Here is a 17184-nt window from a genome sequence, read left to right on the forward strand (position 1 = left end):
AGGTCCTTTGCCGGCCGAGCAGGTGCCGCGCCGGCTTTGCTTTTAGATGAAACGGCTCAAGAAAGCCCGCGTGCGCGGGTGCCTGGGTTTGGCGAGAACCTCGTCCGGAGGCCCGGCCTCGATCACATTACCGTCGTCCATGAACACCACCCGATCCGCCGCTTCGCGGGCGAAGCCGATCTCATGCGTGACCACGATCATGGTCAAGCCCTGCCTGGCGAGATCGCGCATGGTGGCGAGCACCTCGCCGACCAGCTCCGGATCGAGCGCCGAGGTCGGCTCGTCGAAGAGCATCAATTTCGGGCGGATGGCGAGCGCACGGGCGATGGCGACGCGCTGCTGCTGGCCGCCTGAAAGCTGGCGCGGATAGGCGTCGATCTTGTCGGCAAGACCGACACGGGTCAGCAGTTCGCGGGCGTAGCCGATCGCCTCCTTGCGGTTCTCCCGGTGAACGCCGACCGGAGCCTCGATGACGTTCTGCAGGGTCGTCATGTGCGGATAGAGATTGAACTGCTGGAACACCATGCCGATCTTGCGCCGCTGCGCGGCGATCGCCCGGTCGGAAAGCTTGTCGAGGCGGCCGTCGTGCAACCGGTAACCGATCTGCTCGCCGTCCACCTCGATCGACCCCTGGTCGATCGCCTCGAGATGATTGATGCATCGCAGGAAGGTCGACTTTCCGGAGCCGGACGGTCCGAGAATGACCACCACCTCGCCAGGCGCGACGTCCAGATCAATGCCCTTCAGCACCTCGAGCGGGCCGAAGGCCTTGTGAACGTTGCGCGCCCGGACCAGGGGCATGTCATGCGCGCTCATTGGCGGCCTCGAGGGTGGCGGTCGCGGTCTTCTCGCGCGCGCCGCGGTCGCCGCGGCTGTAGTGGCGTTCGATCGCGCCTTGCGCGACATTGAGGACCGAGGTGATCAGCAGGTACCACAGCACTGCAACCATCAGCAGCGGAATGATTTCGAAGGTGCGGTTGTAGATCGACTGCACCGAGTAGAGCAGGTCGGCCATGGCGATGACGCTGACAAGCGACGTCGCCTTGATCATGCTGATCAGCTGATTGCCGGTCGGCGGCACGATCGACCGCATCGCCTGCGGGATGATGATGCGCCGCAAGGCCCGCGCGCGGGTCATGCCGAAGGCTTCAGCCGTTTCGGCCTGTCCCTTGTCCACCGACAGCAGCCCGCCACGGATGATCTCGGCCATGTAGGCGGCCTCGTTCAGCGCCAGACCAAGAACGGCGGCCGTCAAAGGCGTGATCAGGTCGTTGGTGTTCCAACTGGCGAAGCCGATGGAAATGCGCGGAAACAGCGTCGAAAGGTTGTACCACAGGATCAGTTGCACCAGCAGCGGCGTTCCCCGGAAGAACCAGATGAACAGGCCGGAGAGAAGGGATGCCAGCCTGTCGTTCGACATGCGCGCGATGGCGAGCAGCAGGCCGAGCACGATACCCAGGATCATCGCCACCACCGTCAGGCCGAGCGTTACGGAAAGCCCCTGCATGACCGTCGGATCGAAGAAATACTGGGCGACGACCGGCCAGCCGAAATTCGGGTTGACCGCGACGATATAGGCGAAGCCGGCTGCCACGGCGACGGTGAACGCCCAGAGCGCCAGCCGGACGAGCGGAAACGGCCGGTGGGCTCGTTTGACGTCGCGCAGCGCGTCGTCGGGACGTCGCGGCAGCCCGGCCGCGTAGGCAGCGGTGGCGTCGGTCATGGCAGCCTCTACTGGCCCTGGTTGATGCCTGGCGCGTCGATCATGTTCTTCTCGAGGCCCCACTTCTTCATGACCGCGGCGTAGGTGCCGTTCTTCATCAGGATATTGAAGGCGTCGAGCAGCACGCCGCCCAGCGGCGAGCCCTTCTTGACGACGGCGCCTTGATAGATGTCCTTGAAGCCGTTGGCCTGGCCGACCCCGGCGAGTTCCAGCTGGCCCTTCGCCTGCTCGACGAAATAGGTCAGCGGCGCCTGCGAGGAGAAGAATGCGTCGGAGCGTTTCGACCGGACGGCCAGTATCGAGCTCGGCTGGTCGGTGAAGGATTGCACCTCGACGGCCGGCTTGCCGCCCTCGGTGCATTTCTGCGCCTGCTGCTTGATGACCTTTTCGGCCGAGCCACCCGACATGACGGCGATGCGCTTGCCGCACGCGGTGTCGAGCGAGGTGATGCCTTCCGGGTTGCCCTTCTCGACGGCGAAGACGACGTATTCGCGCACCCAATCGATGAAGTCGTTGGATTTCTGCCGGTCGGGATAGTCGCCGACAGGCCCCATCGCGAACTGATAACGGCCGGCATTGATGCCGCTCAGCAAAGCCGGCAGGCCGGCGACCGAGGCATGATCGATCTCGACACCGAGCAGCAGGCCGATGGCGTCGGAAATGTCCTTGGTCGCCCCCGACAGTTCGGTGCCGGTGACGATCTCATAGGGCGGGAACGAGCCGTTGTTGACGGCTGTGATCTTTCCCGCCGCGCGGATCTCTTCCGGCAGCCGGGCCCGCAAATCCTCGTTCACCGATTGCTTCTGGATATCCTGGGCAAAGCTGGCCTGCGCCAGCATGGTGACGAGCGAGGCGAATATGAAGCTGATTGTCCTCATGGCATTCTCCTTCGTGTTCTTCGTTGTGCGTTCTCAGGCTGCTGTGGCCCGCGATCTGGCCTCGAAAGGAAACAAGGCTTCGGCGGAAATCGGTTCCGCCAGAATGCCCTGGGCATGGAGCTCGGTGACGAAATCCTCGATCATGCGCCGGTTGGCCGGCAGGCCGCTGGCGTTCCAGGAGGCAGGCAGGTCGCGCCCCGCATGAAGCAGCTCCTCGAGGATCCAGGGCGAGGTATCGGCATATTTTCGGCGCTTTGCCGTCCAGACGCGCTGGCTTTCGTTGATCAGCCTGGCGAGTTCCTGCGGCAGCCAGGGGTGCTCCCTGACCAGGGCGGCCTTGACGGCGACCAGATGCATGCCCGGGACATAACCGACATCGGCGAAATAGGCGCGTTCGGCCGCGCGAAAATCGCGCAGCACTTGCCGGAAGCCGGAAGCCGGGCCGAAAAAGCCGTCCGGCATGAAGGGCGTGAAAACGGCGTCGAGCTCGCCTTGCGACAGCAGCTCCATCATCGGGCGCTCGCCTGGTGCTGCTTCGATGCGCCCCGGCCTGCCGAATCCGTCGAGGCGGTCGGCGATCGGGTGCCCCGATGTCAGCCTGCCGGCGAACCAATAGGCATCCTCGACGCCGACGCCTTCCCGGCGAAGCGCCGCGCGCGTCCATGTGTTACCGGAATCGCGCCAGCCGGTCACGCCGATGCGTTTGCCGGCAAGATCGGAAAGCCGTTCCAGCGGGCTGGTCTCGACCGTTATGATGCAGCGATGGCGAAAGCCGCGCATGATGAAGCACGGTAATCCAACCACCGTATCGACGCCCGAAGCCATGGCCGACACATAACGGCTGAACGAGACCTCTGCCGCATCGTAGTTTGGATCGGTGCCGAGATCCGGAATGAGCGTAGCGACACGATCAGCCTTCACCGACAAGCGGCTCGAAGTAACGTCACCCAGCACCAAAGGGGTGAGATAGTCCCAATCGCGGGTGGCTACAGTGATGGAAACGGGCATCGGCATGAACTTCAACGCTATGTTTGACCGGCGATTGGTAAATGTTTATTTTTGGCCGATCAAATGTTATTATGTTATTGAACATTAGCTTTAATGGTCGCGGGTGCCGATGGATTTCGATGCAGGATGGTTCGCTGATCGCCTTGGCGACCGCACGATGCGCGGCATCGCGCGCGAGACCAGTGCGCTGATCAGAAGCGGCGCACTGCCTGTCGGCGCAAAGCTTCCGCCGGTGCGCGATCTGGCCTATGTGCTTGGCGTCAGCCCGGCGACGGTCTCGCAGGCGTGGAGCGAGTTGCGGCGCTACAAGATCATCGGCGGCCGCGGACGCAACGGCACCTGGATCATGGGCAACCGCTTTGCCGCCCGGCCCGAGCGCCACATGAGCGGTGGCAATTACGGACAGGATGTTCTGAACCTGGCGATCGCGGAGCCCGATGTGAGGCTCTTGCCGCCGCTCGACATCGCGCTGGCGCATGGTGCGCGCGCCGAAAAGCTCAACAGCTACGAGCGGGTGCGCATCCTGCCCGAGCTGGAGGCGGCAGTGCGCCCGTCATGGCCGTACGATCCCGGCGCGTTCCTGGCCACCAATGGCGGTTACAACGCCATCTACACCTTGCTGCATGCGCTGGTCCCGCCGGGAGCGCCGGTGGCCATCGAGAACCCGACGGCGCTTCGCCTGCTCGACATCCTCGAGGATCTCGATGTGCCGATCATCCCGGTAGACTGCGACAGCTACGGTCCCTTGCCGGATGCACTTGCCAACGCTCTGCGGCAGCGGCCCGTCGCGTTCCTGTTCCAGCCGCGCGTCCATTCGGTTACCGGCGCCTGCATGTCGTCGGCGCGGCTGGAAGTCATCGGCGACCTGCTCGCCGGCACCGACGTGCTGATTGTCGAAGATGACGGCGTCGGCGATATTGCCTCGGCGCCGCGCATTTCGCTTGGCCGGCGTTTTCCCGATCGCGTCGTCCATATCCTGTCCTATTCCAAGACCCACGGCCCGGATCTGCGGCTCGCCGTGCTGTCCGGATCGGCGACGATCGTCGAGCAGATCCAGTCCTACCGCAGCTTCAGCTCGGGATGGACCAGCCGCATCCTGCAGGCAGCCACCGCCTGGCTGCTGCAAGACCCGGCCACGGCCGCCCTGGTGGAGCAGGCGAAGGAGGCATACCGCGGCCGTCGCGAACGGCTCGCCGGCGAACTGGCCAAACGCAATGTCGATATCGACGCCGGACACGGTCTCAGCGTCCTCATTCCGGTTGCTTCGGAACCTTACGCGATGGTCACGCTGGCCGCCCACGGCATCGCGGTCCATGCCGGGGCGAAGTTTTCGACCGGAAAAACGAACGCTGTCCGCGTCGCGACCAGCATTCTGGACGAGGAGCACCTCGAGCACGTCGCAAATTCCCTGGCGCTGGCAGCCGACCCGGCGCGGGAAGTTGTCTGAGGCAAGGCAATCGTCGTTCGGACTGCCTACTCCGCCGCGACGCCCTTCACCTCGAGATAGCTCTCCATCGAATCGTCCATCGCCTGCAGCCACGGCGTATGGTGCAGCGGCGCCATCGTGCCGGTCATCAGCGAGCGGTAGGCGTGGTCGCGGAAGCCCATAATGTCTTGCGCCTTGTGGTGCTCCCACTCCATGAAGGTCTGATTGACAGCCTCGACATCGAAGCCGGGATAGTCGGTCTGCTCCATCAGCTCCCTGGTGTAGTCGCCCTGGAACCAGATCATCTGCTCGGCGTCTTCAAGCGTTTCCTCGCGTGCCCGCCATTTCCGGCCGTGCTCGGCCATCGCTTCGGCCGAGGGCAGCTTGATGCGGCCCATGATGACGTCGCGGGCGAACCAGGCCTGCGCGTCGAACATGTTGAAGGTGTAGAACTGGTCCTGCATGCCGATATAGGACAGCTTCGGGTTTTTCTCCCAGACGACGCCCTCGTAGAGCCCGTCCGGCCACATACGGTTGGCGGTCTTCAGCTTCAAATCCTCGGTGAGGAACGGGAAGGAATGGAGGTAGCCGGTGCACAGGATGATGGCGTCGACGTCTTTGGTGCTGCCGTCCTTGAAATGCGCCGTCTTGCCGACGACCTTCTGCAGAAGCGGCACTTCCTTCCAGTTCTCCGGCCATTTGAAGCCCATCGGCTTCGAGCGGTAGCTGGAGGTGATCGATCTGGCGCCGTATTTGTAGCATTGCGAGCCGATGTCCTCGGCTGAATAGGAGCGGCCGATGATCAATATGTCCTTGCCCTTGAATTCCATGGCGTCGCGGAAATCGTGGCTGTGCAGGATTCGGCCGTTGAAGGTCGAGAAGCCCTCGAAATAGGGAACGTTGGGCACGGAGAAATGCCCCGAAGCGACGACGACATTGTCGAACTCTTCCGAATAGGTGACGTCGTTGGTGCGGTCATGCGCCGTGACGGTGAATTTATTTGTTGTTTCAGAAAAGGTCACCATGCGCACCGGGCTGTTGAAGCGCACCCATTGGCGCACGCCGGATTTTTCGACGCGGCCCTTGATGTAGTCCCACAGCACGGCGCGCGGCGGATAGGAGCCGATCGGCCGGCCGAAATGCTCCTCGAAGGTGTAGTCGGCGAATTCGAGGCATTCCTTCGGCCCGTTCGACCAGAGATAGCGGTACATCGAGCCGTGCACCGGATCGCCGTGCTCGTCGAGGCCGGTGCGCCAGGTGTAGTTCCACAGGCCGCCCCAGTCGGACTGCTTTTCGAAGCAGACGATCTCGGGAATATCGGCGCCCTTGTCGGCGGCCGACTTGAAGGCCCTGAGCTGGGCCATGCCGGACGGCCCGGCTCCGATGACGGCAACACGATCTTTCATTGCGGGCCTCCCGATCTCATTTCCCTAACGAAACAAATTTCACTGACAGGACAGTAATTGCCCCTTCGATGCTGTCAACAGCGCTTGTCGCGAAACCGCGTTTCGCCCAGCTGGATTTCCAAGCGAGGCAGTAGCTCGGGCGAAATCCGGACATTGCGCAATTCGACACGGGTGGCTTGCCGTGGCAGTTGCGCTTCTGTATCGGCACCGAATATGTTCACCGTGAGTGAAATGAATCGGCAAGGTCCGGGGTGGCAACATGGCGAAAAAAGCATCCAGTCTAAAGCCCGCTGCGGCCGTCGTCGCCGCCAAAGCCAAGCCGTCGGTCGCTGCAATCGATCCGCGCAAGATACGCGCGCCGCTCACCCAGAACCCGCACGCCATTCGCGACACCCGCGAAAAGGTCCTGGAGGTCGCCATCGGCCGCGAGGTGCGGGCCTTCCGCAAGAAGCTCGGCATTACCGTCGCCGATCTGGCTGCCGCCACCGACATTTCGCTTGGCATGCTGTCGAAGATCGAGAACGGCATCACCTCGCCGTCGCTGACCACGTTGCAGGCGCTGTCACGGGCGCTCGGCGTTCCCGTCACCGCCTTCTTCCGCCGCTTCGAGGAAGAGCGCAGCGCCGTCTTCGTCAAGGCCGGCGAAGGCCTCGACGTCGAGCGCCGCGGCACGCGCGCCGGCCACCAGTACAATCTGCTCGGCCATATCGGCTCCAACACCAGCGGCGTCGTCGTCGAACCCTATCTAATCACGCTGACCGAGGATTCCGACGTGTTTCCGACCTTCCAGCACGAAGGCATGGAATTCCTCTACATGCTCGAAGGCGAAGTGGTTTACCGGCACGGCAGCAATCTCTACCCGATGAAGCCCGGCGACAGCCTGTTCTTCGACGCCGATGCGCCGCACGGACCGGAAGTGCTGAGCGTTCTGCCGATGCGCTATCTGTCGATCATATGCTACCCGCAGAGCGCGGGGTGAGAGCTCGATCTCCCCCTTTCGTGGGGGAGATCGACAGCTTCGCCGACGACGCCTCTCTTGCAGCGTTGGCGATTGGCGAAAGCCGAAGTAAATCCAATCTCCCCCCTTGAGGGGGAGATGTCCGGCAGGACAGAGGGGGGCGAACCGCGATGACGCATAATCCAGTACCCGCCAACAATCGCCGCAATGCGCGCAGGATGCGCAAGGTGATGACCGATGCCGAACTGAAGCTCTGGAACGAGATCAGGGCGCACAGGCTGATGGGACTGGGGTTTCGACGCCAGATGCCTATCGCCGGCTATATCGTCGATTTTGCATGCCCGGACAAAAAGCTGATCGTCGAACTTGATGGTTCCCAGCATGCCCAGGCCGAAGCGTCGGAATTGGATGCTGCAAGAACCGCAAAGCTCGAAGCGCTGGGCTGGACCAGCCTTCGCTTCTGGAATGATGACGTTATCCGCGATATCAACAATGTCTGTCAGCATATCGTGATTGTGGCTGGTCAGGCTGGCGCACCGTGATCTTCGCCGAAGGGATGGGCTGACATAACGGCAAGGCCGGCGCTCTACGGCGCCCCCCTCTGCCCTGCCGGGCATCTCCCCCTCTTGGGGGGAGATTGGCAGCTTGACGGGCAGCGCGAACCTCGCAAACAGAACCTCAATCCGGCCCGAACCCCGGCGACGTCGCACTGCCGTCATCCAGTTTCGACAGCCACTCGACCAATGTCGCGCGATAGCGCGTCAGGCCTTTGTAGTTGGCGAGTTCGTCGGGAAGGTCGCGGATGACGCGGTGCAGGCGCCGTGCCCATTTCGGCTGCGTCACCAGCTCGTCCATCTTGATCAGGTAGCAGCGGATCGGGAAGACGATCGAATTCGAGCGCGGCAGCCGCCAGAAGCTCTGCAGCTCGACGCGCAGATGAACCTTGTCGCCGACGTTTTCCGGCGTCACCGTGGCGCGGTCCGGACCCCATTTGTGGTAGTTTTCCGGGCTGGTGTCGAGGCGCGGATTGATTGTCATCGTCCAGTTCAGCCGGCGTGCCGGCTTGCCCTGCTGGATGTTGGTGAGGAATTTTAGCGCCCGGACGAATATGCCCTTCTCATGCGCCAGCGGCACCGGCGCGTGCCATTCGAAGAAGTTCATGCCGATGTCGAAATCGAGCGACCAGTCGGCCTGGGTGGTGACCATGCCGGCATCCATCCACAGATTGCCGTCGCGCTGATCGAGGATGCAGAAATCGCCCTGGCTCTGGCGGGTGATATACTCCATCGGCCCATAGGGCAGCGTCGAGACGTCGCCGAAGGTGAAGCTGTCGTCGATGCCGAGCGGCCGGTTGATCCAGCGCCAGCGGTCACTGTTGCGGATCAGCGTGAAATGCTCGGGATAGCCTGAAGCCTGCTGCTCCATCAAAAGCTCGAGCAGATCCCAGCCGGCCAGCGTCATGTGCGGCAGCGACTGGCAGCGCAGCGGATCTTCGGCCAGCACCAAAGCGCGGTCCTGCATCTCGGCGACATAGTGCTCGTCGACGTCGATCAAATTCTCCGGCACGCTGCCCTTCGGCCCGACGACATGCGGCTCGATGTTGACGGCATACATGTAGCTGTCTTCATGGAACGGGAACGGGAACCGCCTGATTTGCTCGGGGCTGTTCCTGAACGTGAAGTCGTCGCGGAACGTTTCCTTGCGAAAGGTGATGCCCAAGCTCGCCTCCTATCTTTCCAGCACCAGCGACCTGCCCTCGAAGCGCGAGACGCAGGGCATGATCTTGCAGCCCGAACGGTGGTCTTCCTCGCTCAGCCAGTGGTCGTTGTGGATGAATTTGCCGTCATGCGAAATGACGTTGGTCTCGCACTGGCCGCAGACGCCGCCGCGGCAGAGATAGGGCGGATCGACGCCGGCCGCCTCGATCGCCTCGAGCAGGCTCTGCTGCTCGTCGACACGGATGGTCTTGCCGCTGAGCGCCAGCGTCACGTCGAAGGGGGCGCCGGGCTGCGGCGCCGCGAAATGCTCGAAATGCACGGTCTCCGGAGGCCAGCCGAGGGCGGCGGCACGCTCGCGCACCCAGCCAATCATGCCCGACGGGCCGCAGACATAGAGATGCGTGCCAAGCGGCTGCGACGACAGCAGCCGGTCGAGATCGACGCGCTCGTCGCGGTCGTCGTGATAGAGCCTGACCCGGCGGTCGTAGCGCTCCCTGAGCAGGTCGGCATAGGTGCCTAGCGAGGCGGTGCGGCAGGTGTAATGCAATTCGAAATTGCCGCCTTCCGCCGCCAGTTGCGCGGTCTGCGCCATGAACGGCGTGATGCCGATGCCGCCGGCCAGCATCAGATGCTTCCTGGCGCGCAGATCGAGCGAGAACAGGTTGACGGGGTAGCTCACCACCATCTCCGTGCCCGGCCTGACCTGCCTGTGCATGAACAGCGAGCCGCCGCGGCCGGCGTCGTCGCGGCGCACCGAGATGGTGTATTCGCGGGTGTCGAGCGGCGAGCCCATCAGCGAATAGGGATTGAGCCTGGTGCGTTCGCCATCGCGCATCTCGACGACGACATGGGCGCCGCCGGAAAAGGTCGGCAAAAGCTCGCCGTCGCGCCTGCGGAAATGAAAGCGCGTCACCAGCTCGTTGACCGGGACGACATCACTGACGACGACATCGAGCTTGGTGGTGCCGGTGCTCATCGAAAGACCTCCTCGATCGGAGGAATTTCGCTGCGGTCCTCGGCGTTGATGCAGACGCCCTGGAAGGCGGCGAGGCGCCGCGAATAGTGGTCGCGCACCAGAAGCAAGAGGCCGCAATGCGAACAGGCTGCCGGCTGCGTCGTCACGTTCTCGGTGATGCCCTTGCAGTGGACGCATTGCATGCGGCGCGCCAGCGAGCCGCGATGCTCGGTCTGGATCGAGGTGTGGTCGATGCCGGCTTCGAGCGCCGCCTGCATGGCCTGGCCGATCAGCCCCTCGGTGCCGGCAAGGTAGAGCCTGAGGCCCATATGGGCGTTGGCCAGCGTCTGCTTCAGCCGCGGCAGGGCGCTGGCAAAGGAATGGCCGAGGTAGAACTGTGCCGGCTTCAGGGCTTCGAGCGCATCGGCATATTTACCATCGCGGCCGGGAATGAAGATGATGTGGGCGCCACCGAAGAAATCCGCCGGTGCCTTAGCGGCCAGATCGGCAATCGCCAGCGCTCCCTCTGCATCCGCTATGAAAAGATGATGCTTGCCGGGCTGCGGAGACAGGGTCCCATAGACCGGGCGACTGATGATGCTTTTCGCTGCCATACCCGCAGTATGCCTCAGCCTTTCGCCGTGCGCTTGGTCTTCTTCGGATCATCGAAAGGAAGCGGCTCGGCGGTTGCGCTGATGGCGCCGCTCTTGTTGCGGATCTCGAGCCTGGTGCCCTGCACCGCGCAGTCGACGTCGAGCCGGGCGATGCCCATCGATTTTTTGACCAGCGGCGAATACATGGCGCAGGTCACCACGCCGACCTTTTTGCCGTCGCGATAGACCGGTGCGCCCTCGTCGGCCGGCTCTCTGCCTTCGAGCAGCACGCCGAAGATCTTGAAGCGCTCCTTGCCCTTGAGGCGATAATGCTCCTCGGCGCCGCGAAAGCCCGTCTTGCCGGGGCTGACGGTGAAGTCGAGACCAAGCTCCCACAGCGTGTCGCCGGGGCCTTCGTTCTCGAACGGGTATTTCTGCGAATTGTCGTAGGGGTAAAACAGCAGGTAGCTCTCGACGCGCAGCATGTCGAGCGTGGTGAAGCGGCACGGGATGATGCCGGCGCTCTTGCCTTCGTCGAGGATCTTGTCCCAGATCGTTCCGGCGTCCTGGCCACGGCAGAAGATCTCGTAGCCGCGCTCGCCGGTGTAGCCGGTGCGCGAGATCATCACCGGGAAGCCGAACAACTGCGTCTGCATGTGATGGAAATAGTTGAGGTCGCGAATGCCGGGCACATGCTTTGCCAGATAATCCACGGCTAGCGGCCCCTGCAGCGAAAGGTCGTGCAGATTGTCGTCGAAGCGCAGCGACACGTCGCGACCGACCGAAGCGCGCTGCAGCTCTTCATGGCCGGTGCCCGAGCCATGCACGACCATCCAGGAATTCGGGCCTGTGCGGTAGAGGATGCAGTCGTCGGTGAACTTGCCGGCCTCGTTGAGCATGCAGGCATAGGCCGACTTGCCGGGATAGATCTTTTCGACGTCGCGCGTCGTCGCCAGATCGATCAGGTGCGAGGCGTGCGGCCCGGTGATGTGGACCTTCTTCAAGCCGGACACGTCCATCAGGCCGGCCTTGGTGCGGATGGCGATATACTCTTCGTCGGCGTCCTTGTCGTAGGTCCAGGCGGTGCCCATGCCGCTCCAGTCCTCGAGCTTCGAGCCGAGCGCGCGATGGCGGTCCGCAAGCGTCGAAAATCTCCAGGATGCCGTCATCCGCTGGTCCTCCGTTCGAAAGAAACTTTTTTGCTTTCCCCTGCTCCCTGCACACAGGCGGGAGCGTTGCCTTGAATATTGATCGCAAACGCCGGGAGCCTGCAATACCCGTAAGCAAACAATTTCATTGTCAGGCAAATCCGGCGAGCCCCAACAAACGGTTAACGTCGCGTAAAATCGTCTTGACAATTCCAGAATTCGGCCGGATTTTATGAAAAAAATTTCACTCTCTTGAAAGAGGGCAATGACCGGCCAATCCGGACCGGCGTTGAAAAAGGGGAAAGCCGATGTCCGACCTGCAACGGCGCGTGGAAGCGCTGTACCGTTCCGACGTGCGTGGATCCATGCTCCTGATCGTCTGCCTGTGGGCGACGATCCTCTTTGTCCTGTTCATGACGTGGCCATACGTCCCCGACGCCGGCATCAAGCTCGTCGTCGCGGTCGCCGCCGCCGCCGTGCTGATCTTCAACACGGCCGCGATCCTGGCGATGGTCAACCACTACAAGGAAGACAAGGACTTCATCTACGGCCTCGACATCAAGAACGCCGACGCCTACCGCAACCGCAAGTCCTGAGGGGGAGACGCATGGCCCGCTATACACCGCCCGAGCAGAGCAAGACCGGACAGGTTTTCGATATCGCCGTCGTCGTGGTCGCGATTTTCGTCGCGCTGTGGCTGCCGCTGAAACTAGGGCTGGCAGGGGCGGCAAAATCCATCGACGCGCTCGACGCCAAGACGTGGGAAGCGCTCGGCCAAAACCCGACCATGGCCTCGATCTGGGAAAAGCTCGGCTACACGCCGGAAACCGCGCACGACATCATCCAGAACCGGTTCCACTACATCATCGACTGGCCGACGCTGATCATCATGGCGGCAGTGCTGATCGGCTATTTCATCTTTCTGTTCCGCGCATCGGACCGCGAATACCGCGACGTCATCGACGAAAAGTTCGGCGACAAATAGATAGGAAGCATCGTCATGTGGGTGGCACTCTCTTACGCATGCTGGGGCATCTCGATCGTGCTCGCGCTGTGGATGCTCTACGACTGGTTCAAGATCGACACGACCTATTCCGAAGAGATGCTGACCTCGTCCAGGGAAGGCGAACTTGAAGCCGTGTCCGAAAAACACCGGATCTGAGTGGGGGATTGAACGATGACGATCACGGCTGAACCAGCGGTGCAAGTGCAAGGCGACAGGGTTTCACTGCTCAGGGTGCTCGGCCCCGCCCATGTCTGGGCGCTCGGCGTCGGCATCGTTCTGGTCGGCGAATTCACCGGCTGGAATTTCGCGGCGGACAAGGGCGGCGCGCTGGCGGCGCTGATCGTCTGCTGGATCGTCGGGCTGCTCTACACCTCGGTCGCGATGATCGATTCCGAAGTTACCTCGACGGTTGCCGCCGCCGGCGGCCAATATGCGCAGGCCAAGCACATCGTCGGGCCGCTGATGGCCTTCAACGTCGCGCTGTTCCTGGTCTTTGCCTACACCATGCTCGAAGTGTCGGACGCGATCCTGCTCGGCGACACCATCGTCGCCAAGGCCGGCGTCGAGGGCCTCACCCACAATTCCTTCATCGCCGCGACAATCGTCGTACTGGCATGGCTGAACTATCGCGGCGTGCTGATGACGCTCAACGTCAACTTCGTCATCACCGCCATCGCCTATGTCTCGATCGTCATCCTGTTCTTCTCGGTCAGCCCGTGGACGCAAGGCGCCGTGCTCAAGCTCAACGAGTTGGTGACCCCGGGCAACGCCCTGCCCTACGGCTGGATCGGCGTCATCGCCGCCTTCCAGTTCGGCATCTGGTATTATCTCGGCATCGAGGGCACCACGCAGGCCGCCGAGGAAGTGCGCTCGCCGGCGCGCTCGCTGCCCTACGGCACGATGGCCGGCATGATCACGCTTCTGATCGCCGCCGCCATGACCTGGTATGTCTGCGCCTCGATGATGCCCTGGGAATATCTCGGCATCACCTATTATCCGCTGTGGGACGCGGGCAAACTGACCGGCAGTGCGCTGCTGGAAAACCTGTTGTTCATCGCGACGCTGCTTGCCGCGCTCGCCTCCGCCAATGGCTGCATCAACGACGCCGCGCGCGCCTGGTTTTCGCTCGGCCGCGACCGCTATCTGCCGACCTGGTTCTCGGCGGTGCATCCAAAATACCGCACGCCCTATCGCTCGATCCTGTTTCTGCTGCCGATCGCGCTTGCCTTCGCCTTCATCGCCGACCTCAACCAGGCGATCACCTTCTCGATCCTGTCGGGCGTGCTGCAATACACTTTCATGAGCATCAACATCATCATGTTCAGGAAAAAGTGGCCGCTCGGCTCGATCCGCCGCGGCTACACCCATCCGTTCCATCCGCTGCCGGCTATCGTCTTGTTCTGCCTTTGCGTGGTCACCTTCTTTGCGATCTTCCTCGGCTTCGGCTCGCAGCTGATCGCCATGGTCGCCTTCTACTTCCTGATCTCGCTGTGGTTCCACTTCTACCGCTACAAATTCGTGCGCCGTGGCGCCCAGTTCACCATGCCGTGGCCGAAGCCGCAGGGCTACTGACGGCGCGCCCGGTCTGGGCGGGCATTTGTGTGACGAGGTGCGTTAGGTGATCTCAGCATTGCTCGCCGGGGCGGTTGCCCTGGCTCTCGTCCTCCACGTAGCCTGGCTTGCGCGGGCCAGCCGCGCCAAGGCTTCGACCGGGCTTGCCGCCGACGAAGCCGGCGTCCGCGCCGTCATCCCCGACGCGGCCAACGTCTCGGACGGCACTGCCGGCGTCGTTACCTTCGCCGGCTCGTGGAACGGCCGGCGGGTGCAGGTGCGGACCATCGTCGACACGCTGGCGATCAGGAAGCTGCCGGCGCGCTGGCTGAGCGTTTCGATCACCGAAAAGGTCGCGATACCAGGCACTTTCGATATGATGATGCGGCCGGGATCGCCGACGACTTTTTCCAATTTCGATCATCTCGTCCATCCGCTGCCGAAGGCGGCGGGGTTTCCGGCCGAGGCGGTGCTGCGGAGCGACCGCAAGGGCGTGCGCTTCCCCGAAGCCATCATCGTCGATCACCTCGATGTATTTGCCGAGGAGCGTGCCAAGGAATTGCTGATCACGCCGAACGGCGTGCGCATCGTCTGGCTGCTGGCCGAGGCCGAGCGGGCGCGCTACGGCGTATTCCGGCAAGCCGAATTCGGCGCGGTCAGGCTCGATCCGGTGCTGATCGAGAGGCTGCTGTCGTCGGCTTCGGCGCTGCGCGACGCCATCAATCAAAGCGAACGGCAAGCGGCATGACCAGCCAGATCACCACCTCCCCCGCACCACCGAGCCCCTATCTGGTTCTGGGCGCTGCGATCGTCTTGCCGGCAAGCGGGCATGTCGTGCTCGGCGTGCCGGTGCGCGGCCTGCAATTCCTGTTCTTCATGGTGATCCTTGCCTGGGTCACCGCCAAGATCGCGCCGCCCGACGCCAGCTTCGTCGGACGCCATGCCGGCGGCTTCCTGATCTATGCCCTGTCGATCCTGGATGCCTACAAGATCGCCCGCATCCGCTATGCCAAATGGGTTCACAATGGCGGCCAGCGCAGCGATAGTGCGGCCGGCGGCGCCTCAGCCGATATATAACGACAGGAAAATTTTTTTCATACCAATTGAATTCCCGGGACTCATTCGATACATCTCGGAGGGAACAAACTCGCGGAGGCTGACATGTGCGGAATCGTCGGACTGTTTTTGAAGGACAAGTCGCTCGAGCCCCAGCTTGGCGCGATGCTGTCGGAGATGCTGATCTCGCTCAGCGATCGCGGTCCCGACAGCGCCGGCATCGCCATCTATGGCGCGTCCTCCAATGAAGCCAAGATCACCATCCAGTCGGCCAAGCCGGAGCGCGATTTCCGCGGCCTCGACGCCGAACTCGCCAAGGCAATCGGCGCGTCGGTGAGCATTGCTGCGAAGTCGACGCATGCCGTGGTCCGGACGATGCCTGCCAAGATCGACGAAGCGCGCGAGGCGATCCAGACGCTGCGCCCCGACATCCGCATCATGGGCGCCGGCGACGTCGTCGAAATCTACAAGGAAGTCGGCTTGCCCGAAGCGGTCGTCGACCGTTTCGGCGTCCGCGAGATGACCGGCACCCACGGCATCGGCCATACCCGCATGGCGACCGAATCGGCGGTGACGACGATGGGCGCGCATCCGTTCTCGACCGGCGCCGACCAGTGCCTGGTGCACAATGGCTCGCTGTCCAACCACAACAATGTCCGCCGCGAGCTGATCCGCGAAGGCATGACATTCGAGACCGAGAACGACACCGAGGTCGCTGCCGCCTATCTCTCCTCGCAGATGGCGCATGGCAAGAATCTCGGCGAGGCGCTGGAAGGCACGCTGAGCGATCTCGACGGCTTTTTCACCTTCGTGGTCGGCACCAAGAACGGCTTCGGCGTAGTGCGCGATCCGATCGCCTGCAAGCCCGCCGTAATGGCCGAAACCGACCAGTATGTCGCCTTCGGCTCGGAATATCGTGCGCTCACCAAACTGCCCGGCATAGACAATGCGAAGGTCTGGGAACCCGAGCCCGCAACCGTCTATTTCTGGGAGCATTGAACCAATGCCGGCAAGCAATGCCTTCAATACGGGCAACCTCTCCAAGGCCGCGCGCGAGCCGGGCCATGCGTCACGGGTCTTCGACCTGGCCGAAATGTCGCTGCGCGAGCTCAACCAGGCGCTGCACGATCTGGCGCCCGGTTCGAACGAGACCGCCTGGGAGGTGCTCCACCCGCGAGGCAGCCATTCGGTCGCCGTCGGCGTCGACCAGCCGGTCGCCATCGATGTGCGCGGCAGCGTCGGCTATTATTGCGGCGGCATGAACGACGGCGGCACCATCACCGTGCATGGCTCGGCCGGGCCCGGCGTCGGCGAAAACATGATGTCCGGCCAGATCGTCGTCAAAGGCGATGCCAGCCAGTATGCCGGCGCCACCGGCCGGGGCGGGTTGCTCGTCATCGAAGGCAATGCGTCGTCGCGCTGCGGTATCTCGATGAAAGGCATCGACATCGTCGTCCATGGCAATATCGGCCACATGTCGGCCTTCATGGCGCAGTCCGGCAACCTCGTGGTGCTGGGCGACGCCGGCGATGCGCTCGGCGATTCCATTTACGAGGCGCGGCTTTTCGTGCGCGGCAAGGTCGAAAGCCTCGGCGCCGACTGCATCGCCAAGGAGATGCGGCCCGAGCATCTCGAATTGCTGCAAGGCTTGCTCGACCGCGCCGGTGTGACCGGCGTCAAGGCGGCGGAGTTCAAGCGTTATGGCTCGGCTCGTACCCTCTACAATTTCAATATCGACAACGCCGACGCGTATTGAGG

The 17184-nt window shown here is 62.9% G+C and carries 20 protein-coding genes; 11 read left to right on the forward strand and 9 right to left on the reverse strand.

The window, feature by feature from the left end:
* Positions 1 to 42: 42 nt before the first annotated feature.
* The 4 genes from NKI97_RS15740 to NKI97_RS15755 all read right to left on the reverse strand — a co-directional run bounded on the left by NKI97_RS15740 (position 43) and on the right by NKI97_RS15755 (position 3609).
* Positions 43 to 816, reverse strand: a complete 774-nt coding sequence (locus NKI97_RS15740; RefSeq protein WP_352835183.1) for an amino acid ABC transporter ATP-binding protein — start codon at positions 814 to 816, stop codon at positions 43 to 45.
* On the reverse strand, positions 803 to 1723 hold the full coding sequence (locus NKI97_RS15745; RefSeq protein ID WP_352455187.1) for an amino acid ABC transporter permease: 921 nt from the start codon (positions 1721 to 1723) through the stop codon (positions 803 to 805). The genes NKI97_RS15740 and NKI97_RS15745 overlap by 14 nt, the downstream gene beginning before the upstream one ends.
* Positions 1724 to 1731: 8 nt before the next feature.
* Entirely contained in the window at positions 1732 to 2562 is an 831-nt protein-coding gene (locus tag NKI97_RS15750) for an ABC transporter substrate-binding protein (protein ID WP_502907107.1), read from the reverse strand.
* 72 nt (positions 2563 to 2634) lie between these two features.
* A complete protein-coding gene (locus tag NKI97_RS15755; protein ID WP_352835188.1) occupies positions 2635 to 3609 on the reverse strand; it encodes a substrate-binding domain-containing protein in 975 nt (324 codons plus the stop codon).
* Positions 3610 to 3718: 109 nt separating this feature from the next.
* Between NKI97_RS15755 and NKI97_RS15760 the strand changes: the two genes are divergently transcribed.
* Positions 3719 to 5056: an aminotransferase-like domain-containing protein gene (locus tag NKI97_RS15760; protein ID WP_352835190.1), complete on the forward strand. Its 1338-nt coding sequence runs from the start codon at positions 3719 to 3721 to the stop codon at positions 5054 to 5056.
* 26 nt (positions 5057 to 5082) lie between these two features.
* Here the strand turns inward: NKI97_RS15760 and NKI97_RS15765 are convergent, their stop codons facing one another.
* The gene (locus NKI97_RS15765; RefSeq protein ID WP_352835192.1) at positions 5083 to 6441 is read right to left on the reverse strand and encodes a trimethylamine monooxygenase; all 1359 of its coding nucleotides are present in this window, start codon (positions 6439 to 6441) and stop codon (positions 5083 to 5085) included.
* A gap of 259 nt (positions 6442 to 6700) precedes the next feature.
* On the opposite strand from NKI97_RS15765, the gene NKI97_RS15770 reads away from it, so the two are divergent.
* Together NKI97_RS15770 and NKI97_RS15775 are read left to right on the forward strand one after the other, a co-directional pair.
* Entirely contained in the window at positions 6701 to 7420 is a 720-nt protein-coding gene (locus NKI97_RS15770) for a helix-turn-helix domain-containing protein (RefSeq protein ID WP_352452528.1), read from the forward strand.
* A 149-nt stretch (positions 7421 to 7569) separates the two neighbouring features.
* On the forward strand, positions 7570 to 7941 hold the full coding sequence (locus NKI97_RS15775) for an endonuclease domain-containing protein (protein WP_352746190.1): 372 nt from the start codon (positions 7570 to 7572) through the stop codon (positions 7939 to 7941).
* Between the two features lie 136 nt (positions 7942 to 8077).
* Here NKI97_RS15775 and NKI97_RS15780 read toward each other — a convergent pair whose 3' ends face one another.
* From NKI97_RS15780 to NKI97_RS15795, 4 genes are read right to left on the reverse strand one after another with little or no spacing between them, the layout of a single operon-like run.
* Positions 8078 to 9118 (reverse strand): heme-dependent oxidative N-demethylase family protein, encoded by a 1041-nt coding sequence (locus tag NKI97_RS15780; protein ID WP_352835195.1) that lies wholly within the window; start codon positions 9116 to 9118, stop codon positions 8078 to 8080.
* A gap of 9 nt (positions 9119 to 9127) precedes the next feature.
* Entirely contained in the window at positions 9128 to 10093 is a 966-nt protein-coding gene (locus tag NKI97_RS15785) for a PDR/VanB family oxidoreductase (protein ID WP_352835197.1), read from the reverse strand.
* Positions 10090 to 10686, reverse strand: a complete 597-nt coding sequence (locus NKI97_RS15790; RefSeq protein WP_352835200.1) for a dimethylamine monooxygenase subunit DmmA family protein — start codon at positions 10684 to 10686, stop codon at positions 10090 to 10092. Before NKI97_RS15790 ends, NKI97_RS15785 begins: the two co-directional genes overlap by 4 nt.
* A 14-nt stretch (positions 10687 to 10700) precedes the next feature.
* On the reverse strand, positions 10701 to 11834 hold the full coding sequence (locus NKI97_RS15795) for an aminomethyl transferase family protein (protein WP_352835203.1): 1134 nt from the start codon (positions 11832 to 11834) through the stop codon (positions 10701 to 10703).
* A gap of 287 nt (positions 11835 to 12121) precedes the next feature.
* Here NKI97_RS15795 and NKI97_RS15800 point away from each other — a divergent pair, with 287 nt between their 5' ends.
* From NKI97_RS15800 to NKI97_RS15835, 8 genes are all read left to right on the forward strand, one after another.
* Complete coding sequence (locus NKI97_RS15800; protein ID WP_352835206.1) at positions 12122 to 12409, forward strand: hypothetical protein; 288 nt, start codon at positions 12122 to 12124, stop codon at positions 12407 to 12409.
* A gap of 11 nt (positions 12410 to 12420) precedes the next feature.
* On the forward strand, positions 12421 to 12798 hold the full coding sequence (locus NKI97_RS15805; protein ID WP_352835209.1) for a hypothetical protein: 378 nt from the start codon (positions 12421 to 12423) through the stop codon (positions 12796 to 12798).
* A gap of 15 nt (positions 12799 to 12813) precedes the next feature.
* Positions 12814 to 12975 (forward strand): hypothetical protein, encoded by a 162-nt coding sequence (locus NKI97_RS15810; RefSeq protein ID WP_023673991.1) that lies wholly within the window; start codon positions 12814 to 12816, stop codon positions 12973 to 12975.
* A 15-nt stretch (positions 12976 to 12990) separates the two neighbouring features.
* Positions 12991 to 14391, forward strand: coding sequence for an APC family permease (locus tag NKI97_RS15815; RefSeq protein WP_352612301.1), 1401 nt, complete (start codon positions 12991 to 12993; stop codon positions 14389 to 14391).
* Between the two features lie 46 nt (positions 14392 to 14437).
* On the forward strand, positions 14438 to 15118 hold the full coding sequence (locus NKI97_RS15820) for a hypothetical protein (RefSeq protein ID WP_352746175.1): 681 nt from the start codon (positions 14438 to 14440) through the stop codon (positions 15116 to 15118).
* A complete protein-coding gene (locus NKI97_RS15825; protein WP_352542207.1) occupies positions 15115 to 15447 on the forward strand; it encodes a hypothetical protein in 333 nt (110 codons plus the stop codon). Before NKI97_RS15820 ends, NKI97_RS15825 begins: the two co-directional genes overlap by 4 nt.
* Positions 15448 to 15531: 84 nt before the next feature.
* Positions 15532 to 16425 (forward strand): class II glutamine amidotransferase, encoded by an 894-nt coding sequence (locus tag NKI97_RS15830; RefSeq protein ID WP_352746170.1) that lies wholly within the window; start codon positions 15532 to 15534, stop codon positions 16423 to 16425.
* A gap of 94 nt (positions 16426 to 16519) precedes the next feature.
* The gene (locus NKI97_RS15835) at positions 16520 to 17182 is read left to right on the forward strand and encodes a GltB/FmdC/FwdC-like GXGXG domain-containing protein (RefSeq protein WP_245274607.1); all 663 of its coding nucleotides are present in this window, start codon (positions 16520 to 16522) and stop codon (positions 17180 to 17182) included.
* The last annotated feature ends 2 nt before the right edge of the window (positions 17183 to 17184 follow it).

The organism is Mesorhizobium sp. M0296 (genome assembly GCF_040321675.1).
In the GTDB taxonomy this organism is placed as follows: domain Bacteria; phylum Pseudomonadota; class Alphaproteobacteria; order Rhizobiales; family Rhizobiaceae; genus Mesorhizobium.

Excerpts from the sequence above, each read along its gene's own strand:
- NKI97_RS15815 (WP_352612301.1), top strand. The coding sequence starts at position 12,991 with ATGACGATCACGGCTGAACCAGCGGTGCAAGTGCAAGGCGACAGGGTT.
- NKI97_RS15755 (WP_352835188.1), bottom strand. The coding sequence starts at position 3,609 with ATGCCCGTTTCCATCACTGTAGCCACCCGCGATTGGGACTATCTCACC.
- NKI97_RS15770 (WP_352452528.1), top strand. The coding sequence starts at position 6,701 with ATGGCGAAAAAAGCATCCAGTCTAAAGCCCGCTGCGGCCGTCGTCGCC.
- NKI97_RS15800 (WP_352835206.1), top strand. The coding sequence starts at position 12,122 with ATGTCCGACCTGCAACGGCGCGTGGAAGCGCTGTACCGTTCCGACGTG.
- NKI97_RS15740 (WP_352835183.1), bottom strand. The coding sequence starts at position 816 with ATGAGCGCGCATGACATGCCCCTGGTCCGGGCGCGCAACGTTCACAAG.
- NKI97_RS15805 (WP_352835209.1), top strand. The coding sequence starts at position 12,421 with ATGGCCCGCTATACACCGCCCGAGCAGAGCAAGACCGGACAGGTTTTC.
- NKI97_RS15795 (WP_352835203.1), bottom strand. The coding sequence starts at position 11,834 with ATGACGGCATCCTGGAGATTTTCGACGCTTGCGGACCGCCATCGCGCG.
- NKI97_RS15825 (WP_352542207.1), top strand. The coding sequence starts at position 15,115 with ATGACCAGCCAGATCACCACCTCCCCCGCACCACCGAGCCCCTATCTG.
- NKI97_RS15750 (WP_502907107.1), bottom strand. The coding sequence starts at position 2,562 with ATGCTGGCGCAGGCCAGCTTTGCCCAGGATATCCAGAAGCAATCGGTG.
- NKI97_RS15835 (WP_245274607.1), top strand. The coding sequence starts at position 16,520 with ATGTCGCTGCGCGAGCTCAACCAGGCGCTGCACGATCTGGCGCCCGGT.
- NKI97_RS15810 (WP_023673991.1), top strand. The coding sequence starts at position 12,814 with ATGTGGGTGGCACTCTCTTACGCATGCTGGGGCATCTCGATCGTGCTC.
- NKI97_RS15790 (WP_352835200.1), bottom strand. The coding sequence starts at position 10,686 with ATGGCAGCGAAAAGCATCATCAGTCGCCCGGTCTATGGGACCCTGTCT.
- NKI97_RS15775 (WP_352746190.1), top strand. The coding sequence starts at position 7,570 with ATGACGCATAATCCAGTACCCGCCAACAATCGCCGCAATGCGCGCAGG.
- NKI97_RS15785 (WP_352835197.1), bottom strand. The coding sequence starts at position 10,093 with ATGAGCACCGGCACCACCAAGCTCGATGTCGTCGTCAGTGATGTCGTC.
- NKI97_RS15745 (WP_352455187.1), bottom strand. The coding sequence starts at position 1,723 with ATGACCGACGCCACCGCTGCCTACGCGGCCGGGCTGCCGCGACGTCCC.
- NKI97_RS15760 (WP_352835190.1), top strand. The coding sequence starts at position 3,719 with ATGGATTTCGATGCAGGATGGTTCGCTGATCGCCTTGGCGACCGCACG.
- NKI97_RS15765 (WP_352835192.1), bottom strand. The coding sequence starts at position 6,441 with ATGAAAGATCGTGTTGCCGTCATCGGAGCCGGGCCGTCCGGCATGGCC.
- NKI97_RS15830 (WP_352746170.1), top strand. The coding sequence starts at position 15,532 with ATGTGCGGAATCGTCGGACTGTTTTTGAAGGACAAGTCGCTCGAGCCC.